The 20,522-nt window shown below is 44.5% G+C and carries 18 protein-coding genes and 1 riboswitch; of the genes, 12 read left to right on the top strand and 6 right to left on the bottom strand.

Annotation, left to right across the window (positions count from 1 at the left end; all coding sequences use genetic code 11):
* Positions 1-110: 110 nt before the first annotated feature.
* Entirely contained in the window at positions 111-776 is a 666-nt protein-coding gene (locus tag ESP131_RS01785) for a YczE/YyaS/YitT family protein (protein WP_047394141.1), read from the bottom strand.
* Between the two features lie 151 nt (positions 777-927).
* Between ESP131_RS01785 and ESP131_RS01780 the strand changes: the two genes are divergently transcribed.
* The 6 genes from ESP131_RS01780 to ESP131_RS01755 all read left to right on the top strand — a co-directional run bounded on the left by ESP131_RS01780 (position 928) and on the right by ESP131_RS01755 (position 6,606).
* A complete protein-coding gene (locus ESP131_RS01780) occupies positions 928-1,713 on the top strand; it encodes a DUF817 domain-containing protein (RefSeq protein WP_047394154.1) in 786 nt (261 codons plus the stop codon).
* A gap of 87 nt (positions 1,714-1,800) precedes the next feature.
* The gene (locus ESP131_RS01775; protein ID WP_047394157.1) at positions 1,801-3,066 is read left to right on the top strand and encodes a DUF2325 domain-containing protein; all 1,266 of its coding nucleotides are present in this window, start codon (positions 1,801-1,803) and stop codon (positions 3,064-3,066) included.
* 63 nt (positions 3,067-3,129) lie between these two features.
* On the top strand, positions 3,130-3,768 hold the full coding sequence (locus ESP131_RS01770) for a DUF975 family protein (RefSeq protein WP_047394162.1): 639 nt from the start codon (positions 3,130-3,132) through the stop codon (positions 3,766-3,768).
* Between the two features lie 113 nt (positions 3,769-3,881).
* A riboswitch (SAM riboswitch) is annotated at positions 3,882-3,984 on the top strand.
* Between the two features lie 75 nt (positions 3,985-4,059).
* Positions 4,060-5,118, top strand: a complete 1,059-nt coding sequence (locus ESP131_RS01765) for an LLM class flavin-dependent oxidoreductase (protein ID WP_029342965.1) — start codon at positions 4,060-4,062, stop codon at positions 5,116-5,118.
* Positions 5,115-6,062, top strand: coding sequence for an ATP-grasp domain-containing protein (locus ESP131_RS01760; RefSeq protein WP_029342964.1), 948 nt, complete (start codon positions 5,115-5,117; stop codon positions 6,060-6,062). The genes ESP131_RS01765 and ESP131_RS01760 overlap by 4 nt, the downstream gene beginning before the upstream one ends.
* A 76-nt stretch (positions 6,063-6,138) precedes the next feature.
* The gene (locus ESP131_RS01755; protein WP_029342963.1) at positions 6,139-6,606 is read left to right on the top strand and encodes an SRPBCC family protein; all 468 of its coding nucleotides are present in this window, start codon (positions 6,139-6,141) and stop codon (positions 6,604-6,606) included.
* A gap of 222 nt (positions 6,607-6,828) precedes the next feature.
* On the opposite strand, the gene ESP131_RS01750 is transcribed toward ESP131_RS01755, so the two are convergent.
* The gene (locus ESP131_RS01750) at positions 6,829-7,209 is read right to left on the bottom strand and encodes an NUDIX domain-containing protein (protein ID WP_051656320.1); all 381 of its coding nucleotides are present in this window, start codon (positions 7,207-7,209) and stop codon (positions 6,829-6,831) included.
* Positions 7,210-7,275: 66 nt separating this feature from the next.
* The gene (locus tag ESP131_RS01745; RefSeq protein ID WP_023469778.1) at positions 7,276-8,898 is read right to left on the bottom strand and encodes an ABC-F family ATP-binding cassette domain-containing protein; all 1,623 of its coding nucleotides are present in this window, start codon (positions 8,896-8,898) and stop codon (positions 7,276-7,278) included.
* Between the two features lie 299 nt (positions 8,899-9,197).
* Between ESP131_RS01745 and ESP131_RS01740 the strand changes: the two genes are divergently transcribed.
* The 4 genes from ESP131_RS01740 to ESP131_RS01725 all read left to right on the top strand — a co-directional run bounded on the left by ESP131_RS01740 (position 9,198) and on the right by ESP131_RS01725 (position 13,634).
* Complete coding sequence (locus ESP131_RS01740) at positions 9,198-10,067, top strand: prohibitin family protein (RefSeq protein ID WP_047394168.1); 870 nt, start codon at positions 9,198-9,200, stop codon at positions 10,065-10,067.
* A 213-nt stretch (positions 10,068-10,280) separates the two neighbouring features.
* The gene (locus tag ESP131_RS16735; protein ID WP_069940103.1) at positions 10,281-11,882 is read left to right on the top strand and encodes a hypothetical protein; all 1,602 of its coding nucleotides are present in this window, start codon (positions 10,281-10,283) and stop codon (positions 11,880-11,882) included.
* Positions 11,883-11,898: 16 nt separating this feature from the next.
* On the top strand, positions 11,899-12,591 hold the full coding sequence (locus ESP131_RS01730) for a WxL domain-containing protein (protein WP_029342959.1): 693 nt from the start codon (positions 11,899-11,901) through the stop codon (positions 12,589-12,591).
* Positions 12,592-12,614: 23 nt separating this feature from the next.
* On the top strand, positions 12,615-13,634 hold the full coding sequence (locus tag ESP131_RS01725; protein WP_047390631.1) for a WxLIP family cell surface protein: 1,020 nt from the start codon (positions 12,615-12,617) through the stop codon (positions 13,632-13,634).
* A 39-nt stretch (positions 13,635-13,673) separates the two neighbouring features.
* Here the strand turns inward: ESP131_RS01725 and pepT are convergent, their stop codons facing one another.
* A complete protein-coding gene (gene pepT / locus ESP131_RS01720) occupies positions 13,674-14,909 on the bottom strand; it encodes a peptidase T (RefSeq protein ID WP_069940102.1) in 1,236 nt (411 codons plus the stop codon).
* Positions 14,910-15,018: 109 nt separating this feature from the next.
* Between pepT and ESP131_RS01715 the strand changes: the two genes are divergently transcribed.
* Entirely contained in the window at positions 15,019-16,017 is a 999-nt protein-coding gene (locus ESP131_RS01715) for a zinc-binding dehydrogenase (protein ID WP_029342956.1), read from the top strand.
* Between the two features lie 85 nt (positions 16,018-16,102).
* On the opposite strand, the gene ESP131_RS01710 is transcribed toward ESP131_RS01715, so the two are convergent.
* The gene (locus ESP131_RS01710) at positions 16,103-17,287 is read right to left on the bottom strand and encodes a class I SAM-dependent rRNA methyltransferase (RefSeq protein WP_047390637.1); all 1,185 of its coding nucleotides are present in this window, start codon (positions 17,285-17,287) and stop codon (positions 16,103-16,105) included.
* 196 nt (positions 17,288-17,483) lie between these two features.
* Between ESP131_RS01710 and ESP131_RS01705 the strand changes: the two genes are divergently transcribed.
* Positions 17,484-18,737: a DNA cytosine methyltransferase gene (locus tag ESP131_RS01705; RefSeq protein WP_047390639.1), complete on the top strand. Its 1,254-nt coding sequence runs from the start codon at positions 17,484-17,486 to the stop codon at positions 18,735-18,737.
* Positions 18,738-18,784: 47 nt separating this feature from the next.
* Here the strand turns inward: ESP131_RS01705 and ESP131_RS01700 are convergent, their stop codons facing one another.
* On the bottom strand, positions 18,785-20,503 hold the full coding sequence (locus tag ESP131_RS01700) for a hypothetical protein (RefSeq protein ID WP_047390642.1): 1,719 nt from the start codon (positions 20,501-20,503) through the stop codon (positions 18,785-18,787).
* Positions 20,504-20,522: the final 19 nt, after the last annotated feature.

Below are 20,522 nucleotides of genomic sequence, written 5' to 3'. Positions count from 1 at the left end.
AAAGATTGATATGTAAACGAATATAACGTGTTTATTTTGGTGACGCAACTTATCTGCTTCTGACATAAAAAAAGATATCATTCACGCAGAATGATATCGAGTCAGGCGACTTAACTAATATGGCGTTCAGACGCTGAAAGTCCTTTTGCATCAATCGCTGCAATGATCCGGCGGAAATAGAACAACCAAAATTGCAGGAACGGTCCGATTAAGAAAATCGAGAGGATCGTACCGAAGAAAACAGGTCCCCCAAGCAACCAGCCAATGCCGCATGCCGTAACTTCCATGATCGTCCGCATCAGACGAATCGACGTTCCAAAGCGCTCTGCAAGTGTCAATGTCAACCCATCGCGTGGACCGGCCCCGTATCCGACAGCGACATACAGACCAGCGCCCATTCCAATGATAAAGATGCCGAAAATCAGCCAGAGTGTATTCAACCAGATCGATTCAAAAGACGGTAAGAGATGAGAACCAAGAACAAGATTCATGAAGACACCGACGAAAATCGCGTTGACGAGCGTTCCGATTTGCGGTGTGACACGGTCTAACGCGTATTTAACGAACACGAGTAAGAGACCAACAAGCAAGATGATCGTTCCGACGGATAGTGGTGTCTTCTTTTGAAGACCGAGATGCAACACGTCCCACGTCGAGACACCGAGTTCAGCCGTGATCATCATCGATGAGCCAAGAGCGAGTAAAAATAAACCGAGTAGGAAGAGTCCCCACTTTAACGTAGCGCGTAACAACCAGGAAGCGCGATGACGCGTCATGTCTGGCACCTCATTTCTTAAAAATAATTGATTCGTTAACTGTATCATGAGGAAAGTGGAAGAAGAAAGACGAAATTTTCCGTTTTTTCCATCTTAAGAAGGAGGGGAAGGTCAAAAGAGAAACGTATACTGAAGAAAAAGGAGGGATAGAATGAAAGCGATCCGGCACCTGATTCGTTTTACATATATAGAAGCCGTCTGTTGCGTCTTTCCCGTGATGATTTTCGCAGCGCTTGCTCTTTCACGTTATCTTCCTACTGAACCGGTTGCTCGATACGATCTCCTGTTGCTCTGGTGTATTCTCATCCAAATCGTCTTACTCGTCACGCGTTATGAAACGATGGAAGAATTCAAACTGATCTTATTGTTTCACGTCATCGGTCTAGCACTTGAACTGTTCAAGGTGAACGTCGGGTCTTGGAGTTATCCGGAAGACGCTTTGACGAAAGTGGCTGGTGTTCCCTTATATGCAGGATTCATGTATGCAAGCGTCGCGAGCTATGTCTGCCAGGCGTTTCGGCGATTTCAATTACGATTCATAGCATTTCCTCCCCCGTGGCTTGCGATTAGCGTCGGCAGTCTCGTCTATCTCAACTTCTTCACCCACCACTGGATCTTCGATGCACGCTGGCTATTGATGGTCCTCGTCGTCCTTGTCTTCTATAAGTCTTGGGTTCATTTTACGATCGAGCAGACGATCTACCGGATGCCGCTCGTCCTGTCCTTTTTACTGATCGCCTTTTTCATTTGGATTGCAGAGAATATCGTGACGTTCTTTAAAGGCTGGGTCTATCCGCATCAAGAAGGAGGCTGGGCAGTCGTTGATCTTGGAAAATTGTCTTCTTGGTTCCTGCTTGTGATCATCACGGTTTTAATTGTCATCGTTGCAAAATATAAGCGTCAGGATCCGGCTGTGGAAATTCAGCAACGTACCTAAATAAAAAAACAACCCGGTTATTTTTTTGAACTACTTCCACGTTTTTTCGTTGCTATAGTGAAAAAAACGCAAAGGAAGTGGTTACGGATGATGCAACAGGTGTTGGAACGAGCAACTGAATTGGTACAGATGAAATTAGCAGTCGTGGAGCGGTATGAAGATTGGCAACTCTGGCTCGACGAAGTGAACGGAATCGACGAATGGGTCAAGATGTCAGCGTATTATGCACCGCGCGATGTTCAAGAAACACTAGTCATCGACGAAGTGAAACGAGAGAAGCAGACCGTCGTAATGCCACCACAAGTACCGATCGAGCCAGTACGCAAGCAACGTTATGCCTATACGTTTCAGCGGGGATTAAAAGGCGGTACTTTACTAGAGTGGTCCGGCAGTCATATTTCAGAACGAGACGTCCGCGATTGGAATCTCGAGCACGGCATGGAAGTTCGGATCCGTGTCGATCATCAGGATGATCAAAAAACGATGTGCCGTGTTGAAGCCGTCGTCTCGACGGAGCGAATGAGAGAAAATCCGGAACGTGTCGTGTTTGAACAAGCCATCGTCAAGGCACATGGAATCATTGAGGAAACGGTGAATGGTCCACTGCAAGATGAGTCGGACAGACCGTTTTATTATGTCGTACCAGTAGAAGACATGCGCTATTTCCGACTAGAAGCAGGACAACTCGTCGATCTCGCCATGTGGCGCGGACGGAAAGATACACTAACGATTGCTTGGAAACATCCGTTCACGTATGAAGAGCCGATCGTCAACACATCATCAAACCGTCCATCTGAGGTCAAGCAACCGGTAGTGAAGACGCCTGTGACAACGAAAAAGTCAAATCGGTATGCACGAAAAATGAAACGACAAACGGTTCCGAAGGCTAAAAAAGTGCAGCAGCGCATTCGTGTTCAAAAAGAGCGAAAGATCGAACCAATCGTGACGACAGCTGTACCTGGACAATTGATGGATTTCGTCGATAAGACACCGCTTGATTTCACGCGCTTCACAGGTATGCGCCTCGTCATCGTTGGAAACGAACAACAAACGGCTGTTTATCGTGAGTTCTTTGCGCCAACAGGAATCGAATTGATTCATCTCGCAGGAGACGCACAGTCTGCGAAAAAGATTGCTTGTCTCTCCAAAAAGACGGATGCCATCGTCGTCGTGACGAGCCGTGTCTCTCATGCGGCGAGTGCACATGTCATTGCACAGGCGAAAAAACATGGTATTCCGTTCGCGATGGAACGCCTCGACGGTCGACGATCGCTATATACAGCGTGTGAACGACAACTTGAGCGTGCTTGGCTCAACCAGCAACGAGACGGGAAATTATTGAAAAAAGAGTGAAACATTAGAAGAATTCGACCGTAAAGTAAGGTGAGAACTTATTTTTCAAGGAGGACCTTACTCATGTCATCTCAATTAAAAAAAGCAGCGAAGGAGTCGCTCAGCGGTCGTTGGGGATTTGCAGTCCTAGCATTCCTGCTGTTTAGTATCATTCAGGGTGTTCCTAACTTATTTGGATCGGATATCGATGAGCCGTCAAATAGCATGGATCTCGTCGTAATGTTAGTATCGATTTTACTGATTCCATTAGGAGTCGGTTGGACATGGATTGCCATGTCGATTGCTCGTGGAGAAGAAGCGAAAGTGACAGGTCTATTTGAGCCATACGGGATGTTCCTGAAAGTGGTCGGGCTCGCAATCGTTCAATTCATTTTCATCGCACTTTGGACGTTGCTCTTGATCATTCCAGGGATCATCAAATCGTTCTCTTACTTGTTGACGTTCTACATCCTTCGGGATGAACCGTCGATTGGTATCCTCGAGGCAATCACACGCTCGCGTCAACTCATGGACGGTCATAAGATGGAAGCATTCTTACTCTTCCTATCATTCATTGGTTGGGCATTACTCGTGATCGTTACTCTTGGTCTTGCTATCCTGTGGGTCGGACCATACTTCAGCGTCACACTAGCCAAGTTCTATGATCGTGTTCGTGGTGAACAAGCACCAGAGCAGACATCAGATTTCGTCGCACCATATTAATACCGGATCCCGACACTACGTCGGGATTTTTTTATGCTCGAAATAATTCCGATTGGAAAAGACGGTTTAATGGTTGCTTTAGTTCAGTGAATTTTGTACGATGAATGCAACACATCTTATCTAGAGAAGTCGAGGGACTGGCCCGAAGACACTTCAGCAACCCCGCTGTGGCGGAAGGTGCTACTTCCAGGAAGGGATACCTTCTGAAGATAAGAGCGGACAGGACAAGATACCGTCGCTCTTTTCGAACTTCGAAAAGAGCGTTTTTTTTATGATAAGGGGGACGATGGAGTGGAGTATGGTTTTTGGTTACCGATTTTTGGGGGATGGTTACGTAACGTCGAGGATGAACAGATGCCACCGACATTCGATTATGCAAAACAAGTCGCACAAACAGCAGAACGGATCGGCTTCTCGACGACGTTGATCGCGGAATTGAACTTGAACGACATCAAAGGCATCAAGGAACCGAGTCTTGAGGCATGGACGACGGCAGCTGCGATTGCTGCAACGACAGAACGCTTAGAAATCATGACAGCGGTTCGTCCTGGGTTCCATAATCCAGCGACGACGGCGAAGATGGCGGCAAACATCGATCAGTTGAGTGGTGGACGCTTTACGCTCAACGTCGTTTCGGCGTGGTGGGCAGAGGAAGCCAAACAATACAACGGTATCTTCACAGCACACGATGAACGCTATGCTCGGACGGAAGAATTCGTCACGGTCATGAAAGGATTATGGGCAGATGCGTCACCGTATAGCTTCTCCGGTAATCACTACACGATCGAGCAGGCGGAACTTCATCCGAAGCCCGTCCAGCGTCCAGGCATCAAGCTCTACGCTGGTGGAGAGAGTGAAGCTGGAAAGCGGACAATCGTCGAACACTGTGACGCTTATGTCATGCACGGGGGCACGGTCGAAGAAGTAGCCCATAAAATCAACGATATGAAAGTACGCCGGGAATCGACGGGACACGCACCGCTCGAGAGTTTCGGTCTTGCTGCCTACATCATTTGTCGGGATACGGAAGAAGAAGCGCTTCTTGAGTGGCAACGCATTACGGACGTCAAGGAAGACAGCGCCGGTTATGCCGGTTATCAGGATTTCATCAGTAAATCGCAACTGGAGCAACAGGTCGAGCGAAACGATTATTCCGTCTCGAACCGTGGTCTAAGACCGAACTTGATCGGAACACCAGAACAAATTGCGGAACGCATTCTAGCGTTCGAAGCCGTCGGTGTCACGTTACTCTTGTTACAATTCTCACCACAACTCGAAGAAATGGAACGCTTTGCTCGTGACGTAATGCCACTGGTCGAAGCGAAACGAAAGGTAGGTCAACAATCATGACAAAAATTCATATTCTCCACGAAAACCAAGAATGGACGGACCATCTCATCAAACGTCTCGAAGAACTTGAGTTACCGTATGAAGAGTGGCATCTAAATGAAGGAATCGTTCCACTCGATGAACTACCGCCAGAAGGCGTCTTTTACAGCCGGATGAGTGCCTCTTCGCATACACGCGGGCACCGTTACGCGCCGGAGTTGACGGAAGGGGTCCTTGCTTGGTTAGAAGAACACGACCGGACCGTCTTCAACGGAACGCGTGCGCTCCGCCTTGAAGTCAGCAAAGTCAATCAGTATACAGCACTACGTAAAGCAGGCATCCGTGTACCAAAGACGACGGCTGCAGTCGGACGTGATCAAATCGTGCAAGCGGCAAAAGAGATCGGCGTTTCGTCATTCATCACGAAACACAACCGTGCCGGGAAAGGTCTCGGCGTCCAGTTATTCCACTCAATTGAAGCACTTGAAGCCTACCTCGATGGTCCGACATTTGACGAACCAGTCGATGGCATCACGTTGATTCAAGAGTACATCCAAGCACCAGAACCGTATATCACGCGCTGTGAGTTCGTGGGTGGAAAATTCGTCTACGCGGTCCAAGTCGATACGTCGGAAGGATTCGAACTTTGCCCAGCGGATGCGTGTGTGATTGACGACCTGTTTTGCCCAGTTGGTGAAGAAGCACCGCAAACGCCGATGAAGTTCCAAATTGTTGAAGGCTTCGATGATCCGATCATCCAAAAGTATGAAGCCTTCCTCCAAGCGAACCAGATTGCGGTCGCAGGCATCGAGTTCATCAAGGATGCGTCAGGTACGATCTATACGTATGACGTCAATACGAATACGAACTATAATTCGGATGCTGAGGCAGCTGCAGGACGCTACGGTATGCTCGAACTGGCCAAGTTCCTCGGTGCAGCCCTTGAAACAAGCACAGTAAAATAAGAATCTGCTCCCGCCCTGTCACCGGACGTTACAAGACCGGATGACAGGGTATTTCTATAGAAAAGGGGGCGGATCTATGATTACGTGGAGAGAAGAACGACAGCTCGATATTCCGATTGAGGAAGCATGGCACTTGTTTGATCACACGCGATTGCAGCGTTTGATTCCAAACGTCGTCCAGCACGAGGTAATCGAACGAAAACCGGGTGTGGTCGGTTCGACGTATCGTCAAACGTACATGCAGGGTAACCGACTTGAAACCTATATCGTGACCGATTTGGCTTATACGAACGAACCCGACTTCAAACAAAATACGATCGGATTTACGTTGGCTAAAATATTCAAGATCGAGATGACCTTTACACTCAAACCACTCGGACCTGATCGATGTCTGTTGATTTATACAGGGAAGAACGAAGGAGCCAATTTTGTTGGAAAGAGTCTGTTGTCGCTTGGAGGCGAGCGAGAGAATGAGAAAATCGTTCATGGGCTGTTGCAACGTGTCGAAGAAGAAGCGGCGAAACAAAAGAAGAACAACGCATGAAAAAACGGATTCCCGTGCCTGGGAATCCGTTTTAGCATCTTATCGATTCGTATATGATTTTTGACCGCTCGTTAAGCCGGATAGATGACCAATACGCATACCGATTCCATCTTTCATCAACTGTTCACGTACTTTTGGATCAACTAAAAGATCAGTTACCGACTGCTAATTTTAAATATAAGTATTGTGATTAAACTTTCGTTTCATCAAATGATTATATCGTTACGATAGTAGGCGCAAACGGGAAATCTGAGGATCATTTTGCATCTCATTCAGTGGTCGAAATCGAACAGCTCGTAATTCTTGTTGATCAAGTGGTAGTTCAGGATCAATCCCGAGTTGAAGTACAGAACTATTCGTGACACGTCGGACGAGAAAACACGTCTCCGTTCCTTGATCGATCGAAATCTCGTAGAGTTGTCGTTCGACCGTGACGTGAAGATGTGTCTCTTCTAATACTTCACGTACGATAGCTTCTTCTTTTGTTTCATTGCTCTCGACACCTCCGCCCGGTAACGTCCAAAATGTCCGGGAAGGCGTGTGTAACTCGACCATTAGGATCTGTTGCTCTTCAATCAACGCCGCGCATACGCGATGCCGCATATCGCATTCCTCCTTTAATGTGTTCAAAAAAAGAGACCGAAACGACAGTTCCGGTCTCTTTTAAAATCATTGCGCGTATAACGCTGTTAGTTGCTGTTGGATCGTATCATTGTTCAAGTACTCATCGTATGTCGTTTCTTTATCGACGATACCGTTTGGCGTCAACTCGATGATCCGGTTCGCGATTGTTTCGACGAACTGATGGTCATGCGAGCTGAAGAGCATTGCGCCTTTATAAGCGATCAAGCCATCGTTGAGTGCCGTAATTGATTCGAGATCCAAGTGGTTCGTTGGATCGTCGAGTACGAGGACGTTAGCACCGCTGAGCATTGCTTTTGAAAGCATACAACGGACTTTTTCGCCCCCAGATAAGACAGAAGCTTTCTTCATGACTTCTTCTCCTGAGAAGAGCATCCGACCGAGGAATCCACGGAGGAACGTATCGCTCTCATCTGCCGGCGAATACTGACGGAGCCAATCGAGAATCGTTTTATCCGAGCCTTCAAAGAATTCCGAGTTGTCTTTTGGCAAGTACGACTGCGAAGTCGTAACGCCCCATTTGAACGTACCGCTGTCCGGTTCCATCTCACCCATAAGGATTTTGAACAGTGTTGTGATTGCGATATCACTCTGGCTGATGAACGCGACCTTATCCGTTTTGTTCAATGAGAAACGAACGTTATCAAGGACTTTGACACCATCGATCGTCTTCGAGATACCGTCGACCATCAAGAGATCATTTCCGATTTCACGTTCCGGTGTGAAACCGACGAACGGATAACGGCGTGACGACGGACGAATGTCATCGAGTGTGATTTTATCAAGCAATTTCTTCCGTGACGTCGCTTGTTTCGCTTTCGAAGCGTTTGAGCTGAAACGCGCGATGAAGGCTTGAAGTTCTTTGATCTTCTCTTCTTTTTTCTTGTTTTGGTCACTTGCCATACGTGAAGCAAGCTGACTTGATTCATACCAGAAATCGTAGTTTCCGATATATAGTTGAATCTTACCGTAATCTAGATCCGCCATGTGCGTACAGACGTTGTTCAAGAAGTGACGGTCGTGGGAAATGACGATGACCGTATTCTCAAATCCGATTAGGAATTCCTCGAGCCATTTGACGGCTTTCAAATCAAGTCCGTTCGTCGGCTCATCGAGTAAGAGAATGTCTGGTTTACCGAACAACGCTTGGGCAAGCAAGACTTTGACCTTTTCCGATCCTGTCAGCTCAGCCATCGTTTTCGAATGAAGGTCTTCTTTAATGCCAAGTCCTTGAAGAAGCATTGCTGCTTCCGACTCCGCTTCCCAACCGTTCATTTCAGCGAATTCACCTTCGAGTTCAGCAGCACGCATGCCGTCCTCGTCTGAGAAGTCTTCTTTCATATAGATCGCATCTTTTTCTTTCATGACTTCGTAGAGACGTTTGTGTCCCATCATAACCGTTTCGATGACTTGGAATTCTTCGTATTCGTAATGGTTCTGACGGAGAACGCCTAACCGTTCGCCTGGTGTGATGATGACATCGCCTTGTTGTGCTTCGATATCACCAGCGAGAATTTTCAGGAATGTCGATTTACCGGCACCATTCGCGCCGATTAGACCATAACAGTTACCTGGTGTGAATTTGATGTTGACGTCTTCGAATAATTTTCGGTCTGCAAAGCGAAGACCGACGTTTTGTACTGTAATCATATAGAGATGAACCCTCGTTTCTAGTAAGTGATGTGCTCATTCGAGTGTACCACAAATCGTGATCTGTCGTAGAGCAGGCAAAGTTCCCTCCATATTAGGACAGAAATTAAAAATAAGCAACCAGACATTTTAAAAAATGAAACATTTTCCAGATGAATGCGTAGAACAAGATAAGGAATTCGTTAGAGGAGGGGTTAGATGGCCATCTTTTTCACATTATTGTTTTTCGCCCTCATCGTTTTGCTTGGCATGGAACTCTACCGCTATATCCAAGAAAAGATCGATAAAGGAGATTCAGAATGAGAGAAATCAAACCGAAGAAAAAAATTCGCCCATCGATGATCATCGCTGGTGTGCTCGTACTAGCGTTGCTTGCAACAACGCCGTTCATCGTTGAACAAATCGAACCTGGACAAGTTGGTGTCGTCTATACACCGTCAAGCGGTGTCAAAGATGAGACGTTATCGCAAGGCTGGCATGTTGTTTCACCGATCACACGAGTGACGGAGTATCCGATTCGGACACAGACAAAAGCACTTGAGAACATGACGCTTGCGACCAAGGACGGAAAGAACATCGTCGTTGACTTTACATACAGCTTCTCCGTCTCACCGGATAAGGTGACGAAAGTCTTCAATAAGTTCGGACCGATTGAAATCGATGAGATTGCAAAAGGGTATCTGAAACAACGTCTCTATGATGCATCGCGTGAGCAAATCTCGAAAGTTACTGTCCTTGAACTGTTCGGTGAAAAATCAGGGAATGTCTCGACGAGCATTCAGACGCAGTTTGCAGAAGACGTCAAGGACATCGGTTTTATCATCGAAGATGTCGCACTCGGTGCGCCGAAACCAGATGAAAAGACACAGGAAGCAATCGATGCGCGTGTCAAAGCGTCGCAGGAACTCGATAAAAAGAAAACGGATCTTGAAATCGCTAAAGCAGAAGCAGAGCGTCTTCGCGTAGAAGCGAAAGGAGCAGCAGATGCCCGTTTGATCGAAGCCCAAGGTTTAGCAAAAGCTCAAAAAGAACTACAGAAGACACTGACAGAAGAAATGATTCAATACGAAGCTGTCAAGAAATGGGACGGGAAGTCACCACTCGTCAGTGGATCGGGGAGTATGGTCCAACTACCGATTCCAGATGCTACAACAGAAGAAAAGAATTAAAACTCGATGTGCTTGGAGACAAGCACATCTTTTTATTTCATTATAATAAATCAACTGACTAAACCTTTATTGGTACTAAATTTTATTATATTAATAAATAACGATACATTTTTTATCTTTTAAATTCCATTTTAATGGTTTATTTACCTTATTCAGAAGGTAGATAGAGATATAGGTCAATAGAAATAGGTCATAAGGATGGGAGGGGTGCATTTGTATCGAAATCGATCGCCGAATCTTTTTATCATCTTAATGATTCTACTGGCAACAAGCTTTCCGATTCCGCACAGTCATGCGACGACTGAGGAATTCGAGATTCCAGACCCTTTGACGTCATCGTTTTGTGAAGAGACGTTGAGTGATCCAAAGAAAAAGGACTTGTTGGAAAAAGAGGAAATTGAACAATGCGAAGAGCTTGTAGAAGTAGAGAAGACGCCATCAACCGAGAGTGAAGACCCATCAACACCTGAGACACCTCCAACCGAAAATGAAGATCCACCAACACCTGAGACACCTCCAAGCGAAAATGAAGATCCACCAACACCTGAGACACCTCCAACCGAAAATGAAGATCCACCAACACCTGAGACACCTCCAACCGAAAATGAAGATCCACCAACACCTGAGACACCTCCAACCGAAAATGAAGATCCACCAACACCTGAGACACCTCCAACCGAGAGTGAAGACCCACCGACACCCGAGACACCTCCAACCGAGAGTGAAGACCCACCGACACCCGAGACACCTCCAACCGAGAGCGAAGACCTACCAACACCTGAGACACCCCCAACCGAGAATGAAGATCCATCAACACCTGAGATAGCTCCAGATGAAGAGGACAATGAAGTTCCCGAGCAGCCTGATTCTGAAGAAGAATCATCGAGCGAAATTACAGCACCTGTCTTAAATCCAATTAAACCAAGACAAGAGAAGCAACAAGCGGTTGCACCGACACTTGCTGGAGTAGCACTGCTCGGAACATCAAGCTTAGATGCTTCCTATAATGGAACGACTCAAACGATTACATTAGAAAATACTGTTTCTGGATTGTTGAGCTTAAATTTATCAAGTGGATATATTATTTTTCGACTACCACCAGAAGTGATGCGAAGTATTGAAACGAGTTCCGTCCAACTGCAATATCGCTATAGTGGATTACTTGGGATTGGAACGCAAACGAGAGATGTGACAGCAATAATCGATCGAACAAATAACCAAATCTATGCTGATGTTAGCTCTTTATTAAAGCTATCTCTTCTAAGTAGCGATCGATTCACCTTATCTTTCAAAGTTGGAAATTTACCAGTCGGAGTCGATAAAGTCTACACATTTCGGAGTGTTTTAGCAGAGGGGTTAGTCGATTTAAATGTTTTAAGTGGTGGTACGGCAACAGCAACACTTGGAATCGGACCAACATTCAACTTAATCGTACCGGATTCGTTAGACTTCGGAAGTCATGAGTTGACAGGACGTGAGAAAATTATTCCTCGCTTGTCTCCAATGACGATTTCTATTTCGCATGAAAATGCAGAAGGTTACAACTGGAAGTTACAAGCAAGTCTCAGTCGTCCTTTGACGAGTAAAGAAAATCATGTGTTAAATGATGTTCTTTATTTTAAGACAACTTCCAAAACTCAATTGTTACAAGCGACTGCTATTGAAATCGCAACAGAAACGATGTCGGTAAGCTCGAATCAGACACCGTTAACCTACGCAGAAAACGAAGGGATTATTCTCGACTTAACTGGCAAATATCCAAAACCTTCATCGTATAGCGCGGACATCCAATGGAGTTTAATCAATGCACCATGAAAAGGAGAGAACAGAGATGAAGAAACGTTTCGCTGTTTCGACGGTATTGATGAGTACGGCTTTGGTTTTAGGAACAACCACTGCATGGGCGGCGACTTCTACTGGCGAGTCGACGGCAAAAATTACGTTCACGTCGAATGAAGCACCGGTCATCGTGGATCCAGATGATCGGGATCCGAACAATCCATATGAACCAGACAAAAACGGCGGAAATACACCTACAGGAAATACTGGAGCATTGACACTCGACTATGCACCTAACTTTGATTTTGGATCAAACGAATTGCTTTCCAATAAAGCTGAGTTTAAGGCGACCGATCAAAAACCATTTCTCCAAGTAACGGATCGACGGGTTAATCGGACAGAATGGGAAGTAACCGTGAAGTTGGGAGACTTTATAGATGGAGGTGGAACACCCTCGTTAATAGGTTCGACGTTATCCATTGATGCCGGTACTGTTCAAACATTAGTGAATGTATCAGGATTCGCGGCACCTACGACAGGAGATATAACATTGACACCAGGAAATGCAGGAGATGCGCAAACGATATTAACATCCCCAGAAGGAACGTTCTCAACTTGGCAAATTTACTGGAAGGGTAACGGAACCGATAACGATTACATCAAACTCAATGTACCAATCAATTCTCAAGTGCAAGGCACACACACCGCAACACTCGACTGGACGCTTACGGATGTCGTGAATTGACTTGAAAGCAGGTGAAGACAAAGATGAAACGATGGGGAGCCAGTTGTCTTGCTATACTACTTTATGGATTGTTATTCTGCGTCATACCTTCGACTAGTTTTGCAGAAGATCGCGTCAATTTTTCGATTGAAGCCGTTCCGAATGCCTACCAAGTGGATTCTGGTGTCTCGTACTTTGATTTACGTATGACGGCAAAACAAAAGACGAACATTCAAGTTCGGATTTTCAATCACGGACCTGATGATCATACGTTTTTGACATCAATCCGGAATGCAACGACGAACGATAATGGTTTGATCGTTTACGATCAAAAGAAACCGGTCCCGTTAGCTCCGACTTCGTTGACGGATCTCATTCAACCGAACGCGACATCGACGTTCATCAAGGGCGGCGAATCGAAAGTCGTTTCTTTACCACTTGAGATCGTGAACGATTTAGACGGTACCTTGTTAGCTGGTGTTCGGGTCGAGAAGAAACCAGAAAAAGAAACAGCTGAAAAAAATACAATCGGTATTCAAAATCGTCACTCTTACATCATCGGTTTGAAAGTCCGATCTTCGATTAAAGATCTGGCGCCCGAGATTACGTACGAAGGGGTAGAGGCAAAGTCGTCTTTTTCTAGACCGACTGTCTTTGTTAAGCTAGCCAATCAGGTACCGACGATCAGTCAGCCTATGAAGTTCGAAGCCGTCGTCACGCAAGGCAAAAAAGTCGTCGTTCGGAAAGCGACGGAAGTTCGATTTGCTCCGTCGATTTATATGAGAACACCGATTGAAACGACAGGAATCTTAGAACCAGGTACGTATCAAATTAATATCCGTGTTGAAGGAAAAGAAAAGACGTGGAAGTGGAAAGACAGCTTTAAAATCACGAAGCGCCAAGCAGACCAGATGAAAGAACAGATGCCTGAGCGAGAGATTGAGGAAAATTCCAACTCCTTCGTCGGTGAATGGTCGAAGGAACTCATGATTGCCTCGACGTTGATTATCTTTTTGCTGATTGGTTACATCTATCGCTTGAAAAAACAACAACGCCAGACATGAGAAAAAGCAGATTCTCAGCGCTGAGAATCTGCTTTTTAATTAGCGCGAAGCTTGTTCAAATCCTTGAACGATGGTAATGATCACTTGTGTTGCTTTGACCATATTATCGACCGAAATGAATTCAAACTTGCCATGGTAGTTCTCGCCACCGGTAAAGATGTTCGGTGTCGGAAGACCCATGTATGAAAGTTGTGATCCATCCGTTCCACCACGAATTGGCTTAATAATTGGTGTGATGTCAAGCGACTCCATCGCTGCATGAGCGATATCGACGATGTGCATATGGGGTTCGATTTTTTCGCGCATGTTGTAGTACTGATCGTGTAAATCGATTTCGACACTGCCGGCGCCATACTTTTTGTTCCACTCATCGACAAGGGCAGACAAGAAATGTTTCCGTCCTTCGAACGCCTCACGATCGAAATCACGAATGATGTAGTCGAGCGTCGTTTTTTCGACAGAACCGTCAAAGGAAATCAGGTGGAAGAATCCTTCAAAACCATCCGTGAATTCAGGAGACTCTTCTCCAGGAAGACGATCGTGGAATGCCATCGCATGTTTCTGCGAATTAACCATCTTATCTTTTGCTGTTCCTGGATGAACATTCGTTCCGTGGAAGACGATTTTTGCCGCCGCCGCATTAAAGCTTTCGTATTCGAGTTCACCTAGCGGACCGCCGTCGACCGTATAAGCATACGTGGCATCGAATGCTTCGACATTGAATTGATGCGGTCCACGACCGATTTCTTCATCTGGCGTAAAGGCAACACGAATACGACCATGTTTGATTTCTGGATGTGAAATCAAATGATGCATTGCTGTCATGATTTCTGCGATTCCGGCTTTATTATCGGCACCGAGTAATGTCGTACCATCCGTTGTTATTAAGGTATGACCAACATAGTTGTGTAGTGCCGGAAAATCAGTTGGCGACAGGATGACGGAAGGTACTTCACTTAACGTGATTGGATTTCCGTCATATGCTTCCACGAGTTGCGGACGGACATTCGTACCTGTAAAGTCCGTTGCCGTATCCAGGTGAGCAAGGAAACCAATTGTCGGAATGTCTGCATCTGTATTAGCGGGTAACGTCGCCATGACATAACCATTGTCATCGACCGTGACCTCTTCCATGCCAATTGTCTTTAATTCTTCTACGAGCAAACGAGCCAGTGTCCATTGCCCTTCAGTTGTTGGAACAGTTGTACTCTCATAGTTCGACTGTGTATCGACTTTCACGTATGTAGTTAGACGATCAATCAATTCTTGTTTCAAATCAAAAACGTCCCTTCTCGTCATAAGATACCTTCATCATAGCATGAACGACTAATGTGAGAGAATTCTGAATCATGATAGACTAATAATGAAAAAGGGGGAATTCTTCATGAGAGCATTCGTAGTCGATCGGTATGGAAAAGACGCATCACTTACAGAAAAAGACGTCACACCTGAAAAAGCGGGGAAACACGAATTACGGGTTCAAATCGAGGGGTCGAGCATCAATCCACTTGATACGAAGATGTTCTTCGGACATGTGGCGGCGGCTTCGACGACTGGAATCCTCCAGGGCGATGTAACGGGGAAAGTCATTGAGATCGGCGAGGGTGTGACGTCTTTTTCTATCGGCGATCGCATCGTCGCATTCGGTGGCGGACTTGGAACACGTGCCGGTGCGCTAGCGGAAGAAATGCTTGTACCTGAACAGATGGCAGTCTTACGACCGGAAGGGGTCTCGGCTGAGGTTGCTGGTTGTTTACCGGTGATTGGGTTGACGGCGATGGAAATTTTAAAAGAGCGGATCGCGATTACCCCAGGCATCCGTGTTTATGTAGCAGGTGGAACGGGTGGAGTAGGACATCTTACCGTACAACTTGCTCGTCATTATGGATGTGACGTCACAGCGAGCGCCTCTTCTGACGAGAAGGCAGCTTGGCTAGAAGCAAAAGGGATCCGCGTTCATCGGTACAAGGAAGAATCGGCTGAAGCGTTGCTAAACCGACTGGATCTGGACGGATTCGACGTCATCATTGATACAGTCGGCGGTGACCATTTACAAGAATCGTTCATACTCGCAAAAGAGCGGGGACGCATCATTTCGATCGCGACACGGACGACACAAGATTTAACGATGATGCATAGTAAAGCCTTGTCCCTTGAAGCTGTGTTCGTCGCGCTTCCGTTACTGAAAGGAAAAGTAGAGGAGATGAAACAACAGCAACGTCACTTATCAGAACTCGTTCATTTAGTGGAAGAGGGTGTCATCGAGATTCGGATTGAAGAGCAGATTCCTTATGAACGCGATGCGTTAAACGATCTCTATCAACGATTTGATCAAACATCACATTTTGGTAAGGTAAGTGTCTATCCAACTCATAAAAAATGATTCTCCATTCATTTTACATTTCCTGTTAAAATTATAAAAAAATCCGTTACTGAAAAATTCAGTAGCGGATTTTTTAGATAACAGATCATTTACGGCGAACAAGAATGCTTTTTGGAGCGAGTTGTGGCATGGAAGGAGGAGTCGGGAAATCTTTCTGCTCCGGTTGCTCCCACACGACTTCGAATTTTTGACGCAATTTGTTGAAAGCCTGCTCCACAGCTTTTTTCAATTGTGACGCATCAAGAGTAGGACTATCTGTCGTAATCGCAAGCAGTCCTCCGCGATTCGTCAGATGAATGACTTTTTGGATCCAAAGGGCGAGATCCTGTTCGGTCCGAAACTGACGTGTCCGTGTATTGACTTGTACAGGCGGATGGAACAAGACAACGTCAAAACGAGTCTTTTTATCCGCTTGTTCGATGTAGTCGAACGCATCCTGAACTAAAATCTTCTGTTTCTCAGGAGTAAAACTATTCAACATCAGATTATCTTTTGTCTTATTTCGACTACGTGTCGAGAAATCAACGCTTGTCGTTCGAGCAGCTTCACCATAAAGGGCAGTTACTGTCAGCGTTCCTGTATCGGAAAAGAGGTTAAGTACGGTCTTTCGTTCGACGGAATCGAGAAGGATTCGGCGAAGTTCACGTTGGGCGATGTCAAAACCAGTCCGCATACCAGCGTCCAAGTCATATTCATACAACACACCATATTCTTGCGCGACTTCAGGAAAATCGCCTCGTTCCCCCTTCAAAAAGTCGTCACCTTTGACCGGTTGAAGATCGACTAGGAAGTCTCGTTTTTCATAAATGCTTCTATAATTTAGTAGTGATTCAAGAGCTTCAAGAATCAGTGGACGGAATGTATAGATGCCTTCATTTTCGAATGTAATGAGGTAATGATGATCATAACAATCAATCGTCAATCCACCGATACCATCCCCAGCGCCGTTAAAAATACGGAAGGCTTCTGAGTACTCTTCAAAAAATTCATTTCGTTTGTCTAACGCTTTTTCAAAAAGTTGCTTGAAGAAGGCGACATCGATCGCTTCTTGCTCGTCCATCGAGAGGGTCCAACCGACACCTTTTTCCTGCTTGCCAAAATAACCAGTCGCGAGGTATTCTTTATGTTCTGTCATCAGATGAAGCAGTCCGCCTGCCTCTTTGACATGGTGCAAAGCTTCGAACATTTCTTTGCGTAAAGCGGGATAACCGCTTCGAATCGATTCAATCCATTCTGATTTGACGACGATTGGATAAAGTTCACGAGACATGTTAGTTTCCTCATTTCTACTTGTGGATAAGTACCATAAGTATACCATAAATGGGGTTATCCACATGTGGATAACTGGTATTCAAAAAAATAGGGTGTCTCAAAATCAATTATTCTACGATTTAATTAGAACGCTGGCCTTTTAACAGATGCTCGCTTATAATAAAGGCAAGAGGATGTTGCCAGGAGGTAAACTCATGAAACTAAACGAACGAGGACGAGCAAAGTACCGTCCTTTAACTGAATATGAAGAAATAGACGTGAAAAATGTGTTGTTTGAAAAAATCCAAGAGGAAACGAATCGTATTTTTGAGACAGATGATACAGCATTGTTTTCTGATATTAAACGCTCAACAAAAGCGCATAGCGTGATTAGCCTATTTTCTGGAGCAGGAGGATTAGACTTAGGACTAGAACTTGCTGGTTTTGTCAGTCTTCACGGAGAAGATGTCATCAAACGAGTCTTTCGATCAAAAGAGACTTTTGATGAGTTGGTATCAAAAGGGAACGTGACAGAGACAATCTTTTCGAATGATATGTTTCGAGAATCCGCAGTCACATACAAGATGAACTTTTCGACAGACGTCTTTCAAGACGGTCGAGACATACGGAAAATCAAACACTTTCCTGAATGTGATGTCATACTTGGTGGATTTCCTTGTCCTGGATTCAGTTCAGCGGGTCCACGCTTGATTGATGATGAGCGAAATTTTTTATATATCCATTTCATTCGAGCGATCATGCAAGCACGACCTAAAGTATTCGTCGCTGAAAACGTAAAAGGATTATTGACTTTAGGAAAAGGGGAAGTAGCGCGCCAAATCATTGAAGACTTTGCTGCAGCAGGATATGAAGTGAATTACCAACTGGTCAATGCTCGAGACTACGGGGTGCCGCAACTTCGGGAACGTGTCTTTATCATCGGTGTACGAAAAGATGTCTCATTCAGATATACATTTCCAGAGCCTACGCATGGCCCTTTAGGAAAATATCCTTACGTGACTTTAGAAGAGACGATTTCAGATTTACCGAAGGAACCAGCTGATGTGTATAGTGGTGGCTTTTCTCCGATGTATTTATCTCGCAATCGTAAAAAGAAATGGACAGAACAAGCCTTTACGATTCAAGCATCTGGTAGACAAGCACAATTGTGGCCAGGCGGAGAAGCAATGCAAAAAATAGGAAAAGATGAATGGAGCTTAGTGGGTTCTAATCGTCGTATGAGTGTTCGGGAATCGGCCCGTATCCAGACGTTTCCGGATTGGTTCGAATTTTATGATGGTGGTAATATGAAAACGCAATTAAATAACCGGTTAGATAAGCAGTATAAGCAAATTGGAAATGCTGTGCCTGTACTCTTAGCGTTGCGTATTCTGCAACCCATCACAGACTGGTTGAAATCAGAGGAGTTAGTTGCAGAGCAATCAGAACAACAATTGAAACTTTTTTAAACGTGAAACGGACCTGCTCTTTGATGAGTAGGTCCGTTTTTTTAGTATTATGTGACGGAGCGTTCGCACGATAATTTAAGGGACGACCATCCATGAGAGGCACCAGCACTGAACTTGACTCGAAAGTTTAAGTATTCGTTACCGTTAGACCAAGTCAAGCGTGTCGTAGTCGATGAATGTTGAGATACACGAATATGCCCTCCGACTTCAATCGGTGGATGAATGGAGCACGTTAAATTTTGATAAAAAGAGACAATCGATAAGTTCGTTCCAATCATTTTTTTCAATCCAGAAACAAGAGACGTTTGTGAAGCGATGGAAAGGTGTTTTGTGATTTCGTTTGATACTTCAGAGAGTACTTCCTGACGTGAAATCAAACCAATCAAATATTTTTCTTTTATCCTTGCAATGAACTCCTGCATTTCGTCGAAAACATCAAAATATTGATAGGAAAGAATCGTACCAGCACCTGGATTTTTAATTGTCATGACAGAATTATGAGCTTTTAGTGCTTTTAAGGACAAGGGAAGCTCAATCAAGTTTTGTTCGTATCGAAGAGTGAGTAAGATGTCTGCTGTTTCTAATTTATTCGCGACATAGCTATCTGATACTAGTTGAACTTGTTCAATTTGAGACTGACCATACATTTCTTTTAAGTATCGAAGTAATACGGAAGTTGTAACGTGAGCACTTTCAATAAGCTGTTGTAACATGTCTGATTCAAGATACGCATAGTAAGCCGTTAATGTGTGATGAACTTGGTTGGGATCGACTAAATGAATCGTTGGATTGTGTTTGATGAATTGATATAACGTAAGAACTTCATGACAGCGACCGATTGCATTACTTTTATTCGAATGAGTAAGTAATGTATGAGTATGTAGAGAATCTTCAAAGGAGCTTAACCATTTTGTATTGAGTTGCCTCGTTTTTTGTTGGAATTGATCTGTTAGTTCATGAGTATGCGATAGTTTCGTCGCTAATTTAATGGAAGATGTCAAAGAAGACTCGAACTTGAATCGAAGCTCGAGTTCATAGTCGTCCACTAAGATATGAATCGATGAATTATTCTTTTTCAACAGATGTACGGATTCGAATGTTTGAATCGTCTGTTGTTCTAGTTTGATTTCAGAGGTTTCTTCGATGAATATGACTTTATATTCTTCAATCATCGATAGATGCTTGAAACCTCTAAAAAAATCAGATTGCTGCTCATTCAGGCTATCAAGAAGGAGCGAATAACAATGATCTCGAATACTTTCTAAGAATCGTCTACGATAGCTTTTAAGTATGTTCTCATCTAACTGCAATTCATGAATTGATTTTTTTAATGCTACTTCTGACACATATAAATCAGTTATTCCGTGGTGTATCGCAATATCTTTGAAAAGATTAGAACGCGCCTGATCCAGTAATGTGTTGAATGTATGTTGAGCCCCCATTAAACCAAAATACTTGCTTAAGAAGGATTTAGCACCAGGATTTTTAGGTTGAATCGTTGTATTTTTCTTAAGAGAAAATAGATGAATCGGATAAACATGTTCGTCTTGATAGATATACAAGTCAGCATGATGATCAGCACGTTCAAAATCAAATTTAGTTTTGACTTCACTCGTTCTCGGAAATTGGGTGAATAAAAATTGAGCAACGACTACTGCTGGAAGTTTTTCTTGTGGAAGAAATAATTTTTCTTGAATTAGTTGTTCTAGATACATCGCAACATCTTTCGTATGTTGGTTTCCTGAAAATTTTTGTTTTCTTATCATGAATACAATCCTCCAAATG

Source organism: Exiguobacterium sp. U13-1 (assembly GCF_001750115.1).
GTDB classification, from domain to species: domain Bacteria; phylum Bacillota; class Bacilli; order Exiguobacteriales; family Exiguobacteriaceae; genus Exiguobacterium_A; species Exiguobacterium_A acetylicum.
The sequence above is the reverse complement of the archived record's forward strand: the minus strand, read 5'-3'. Positions and strand labels throughout refer to the sequence as shown.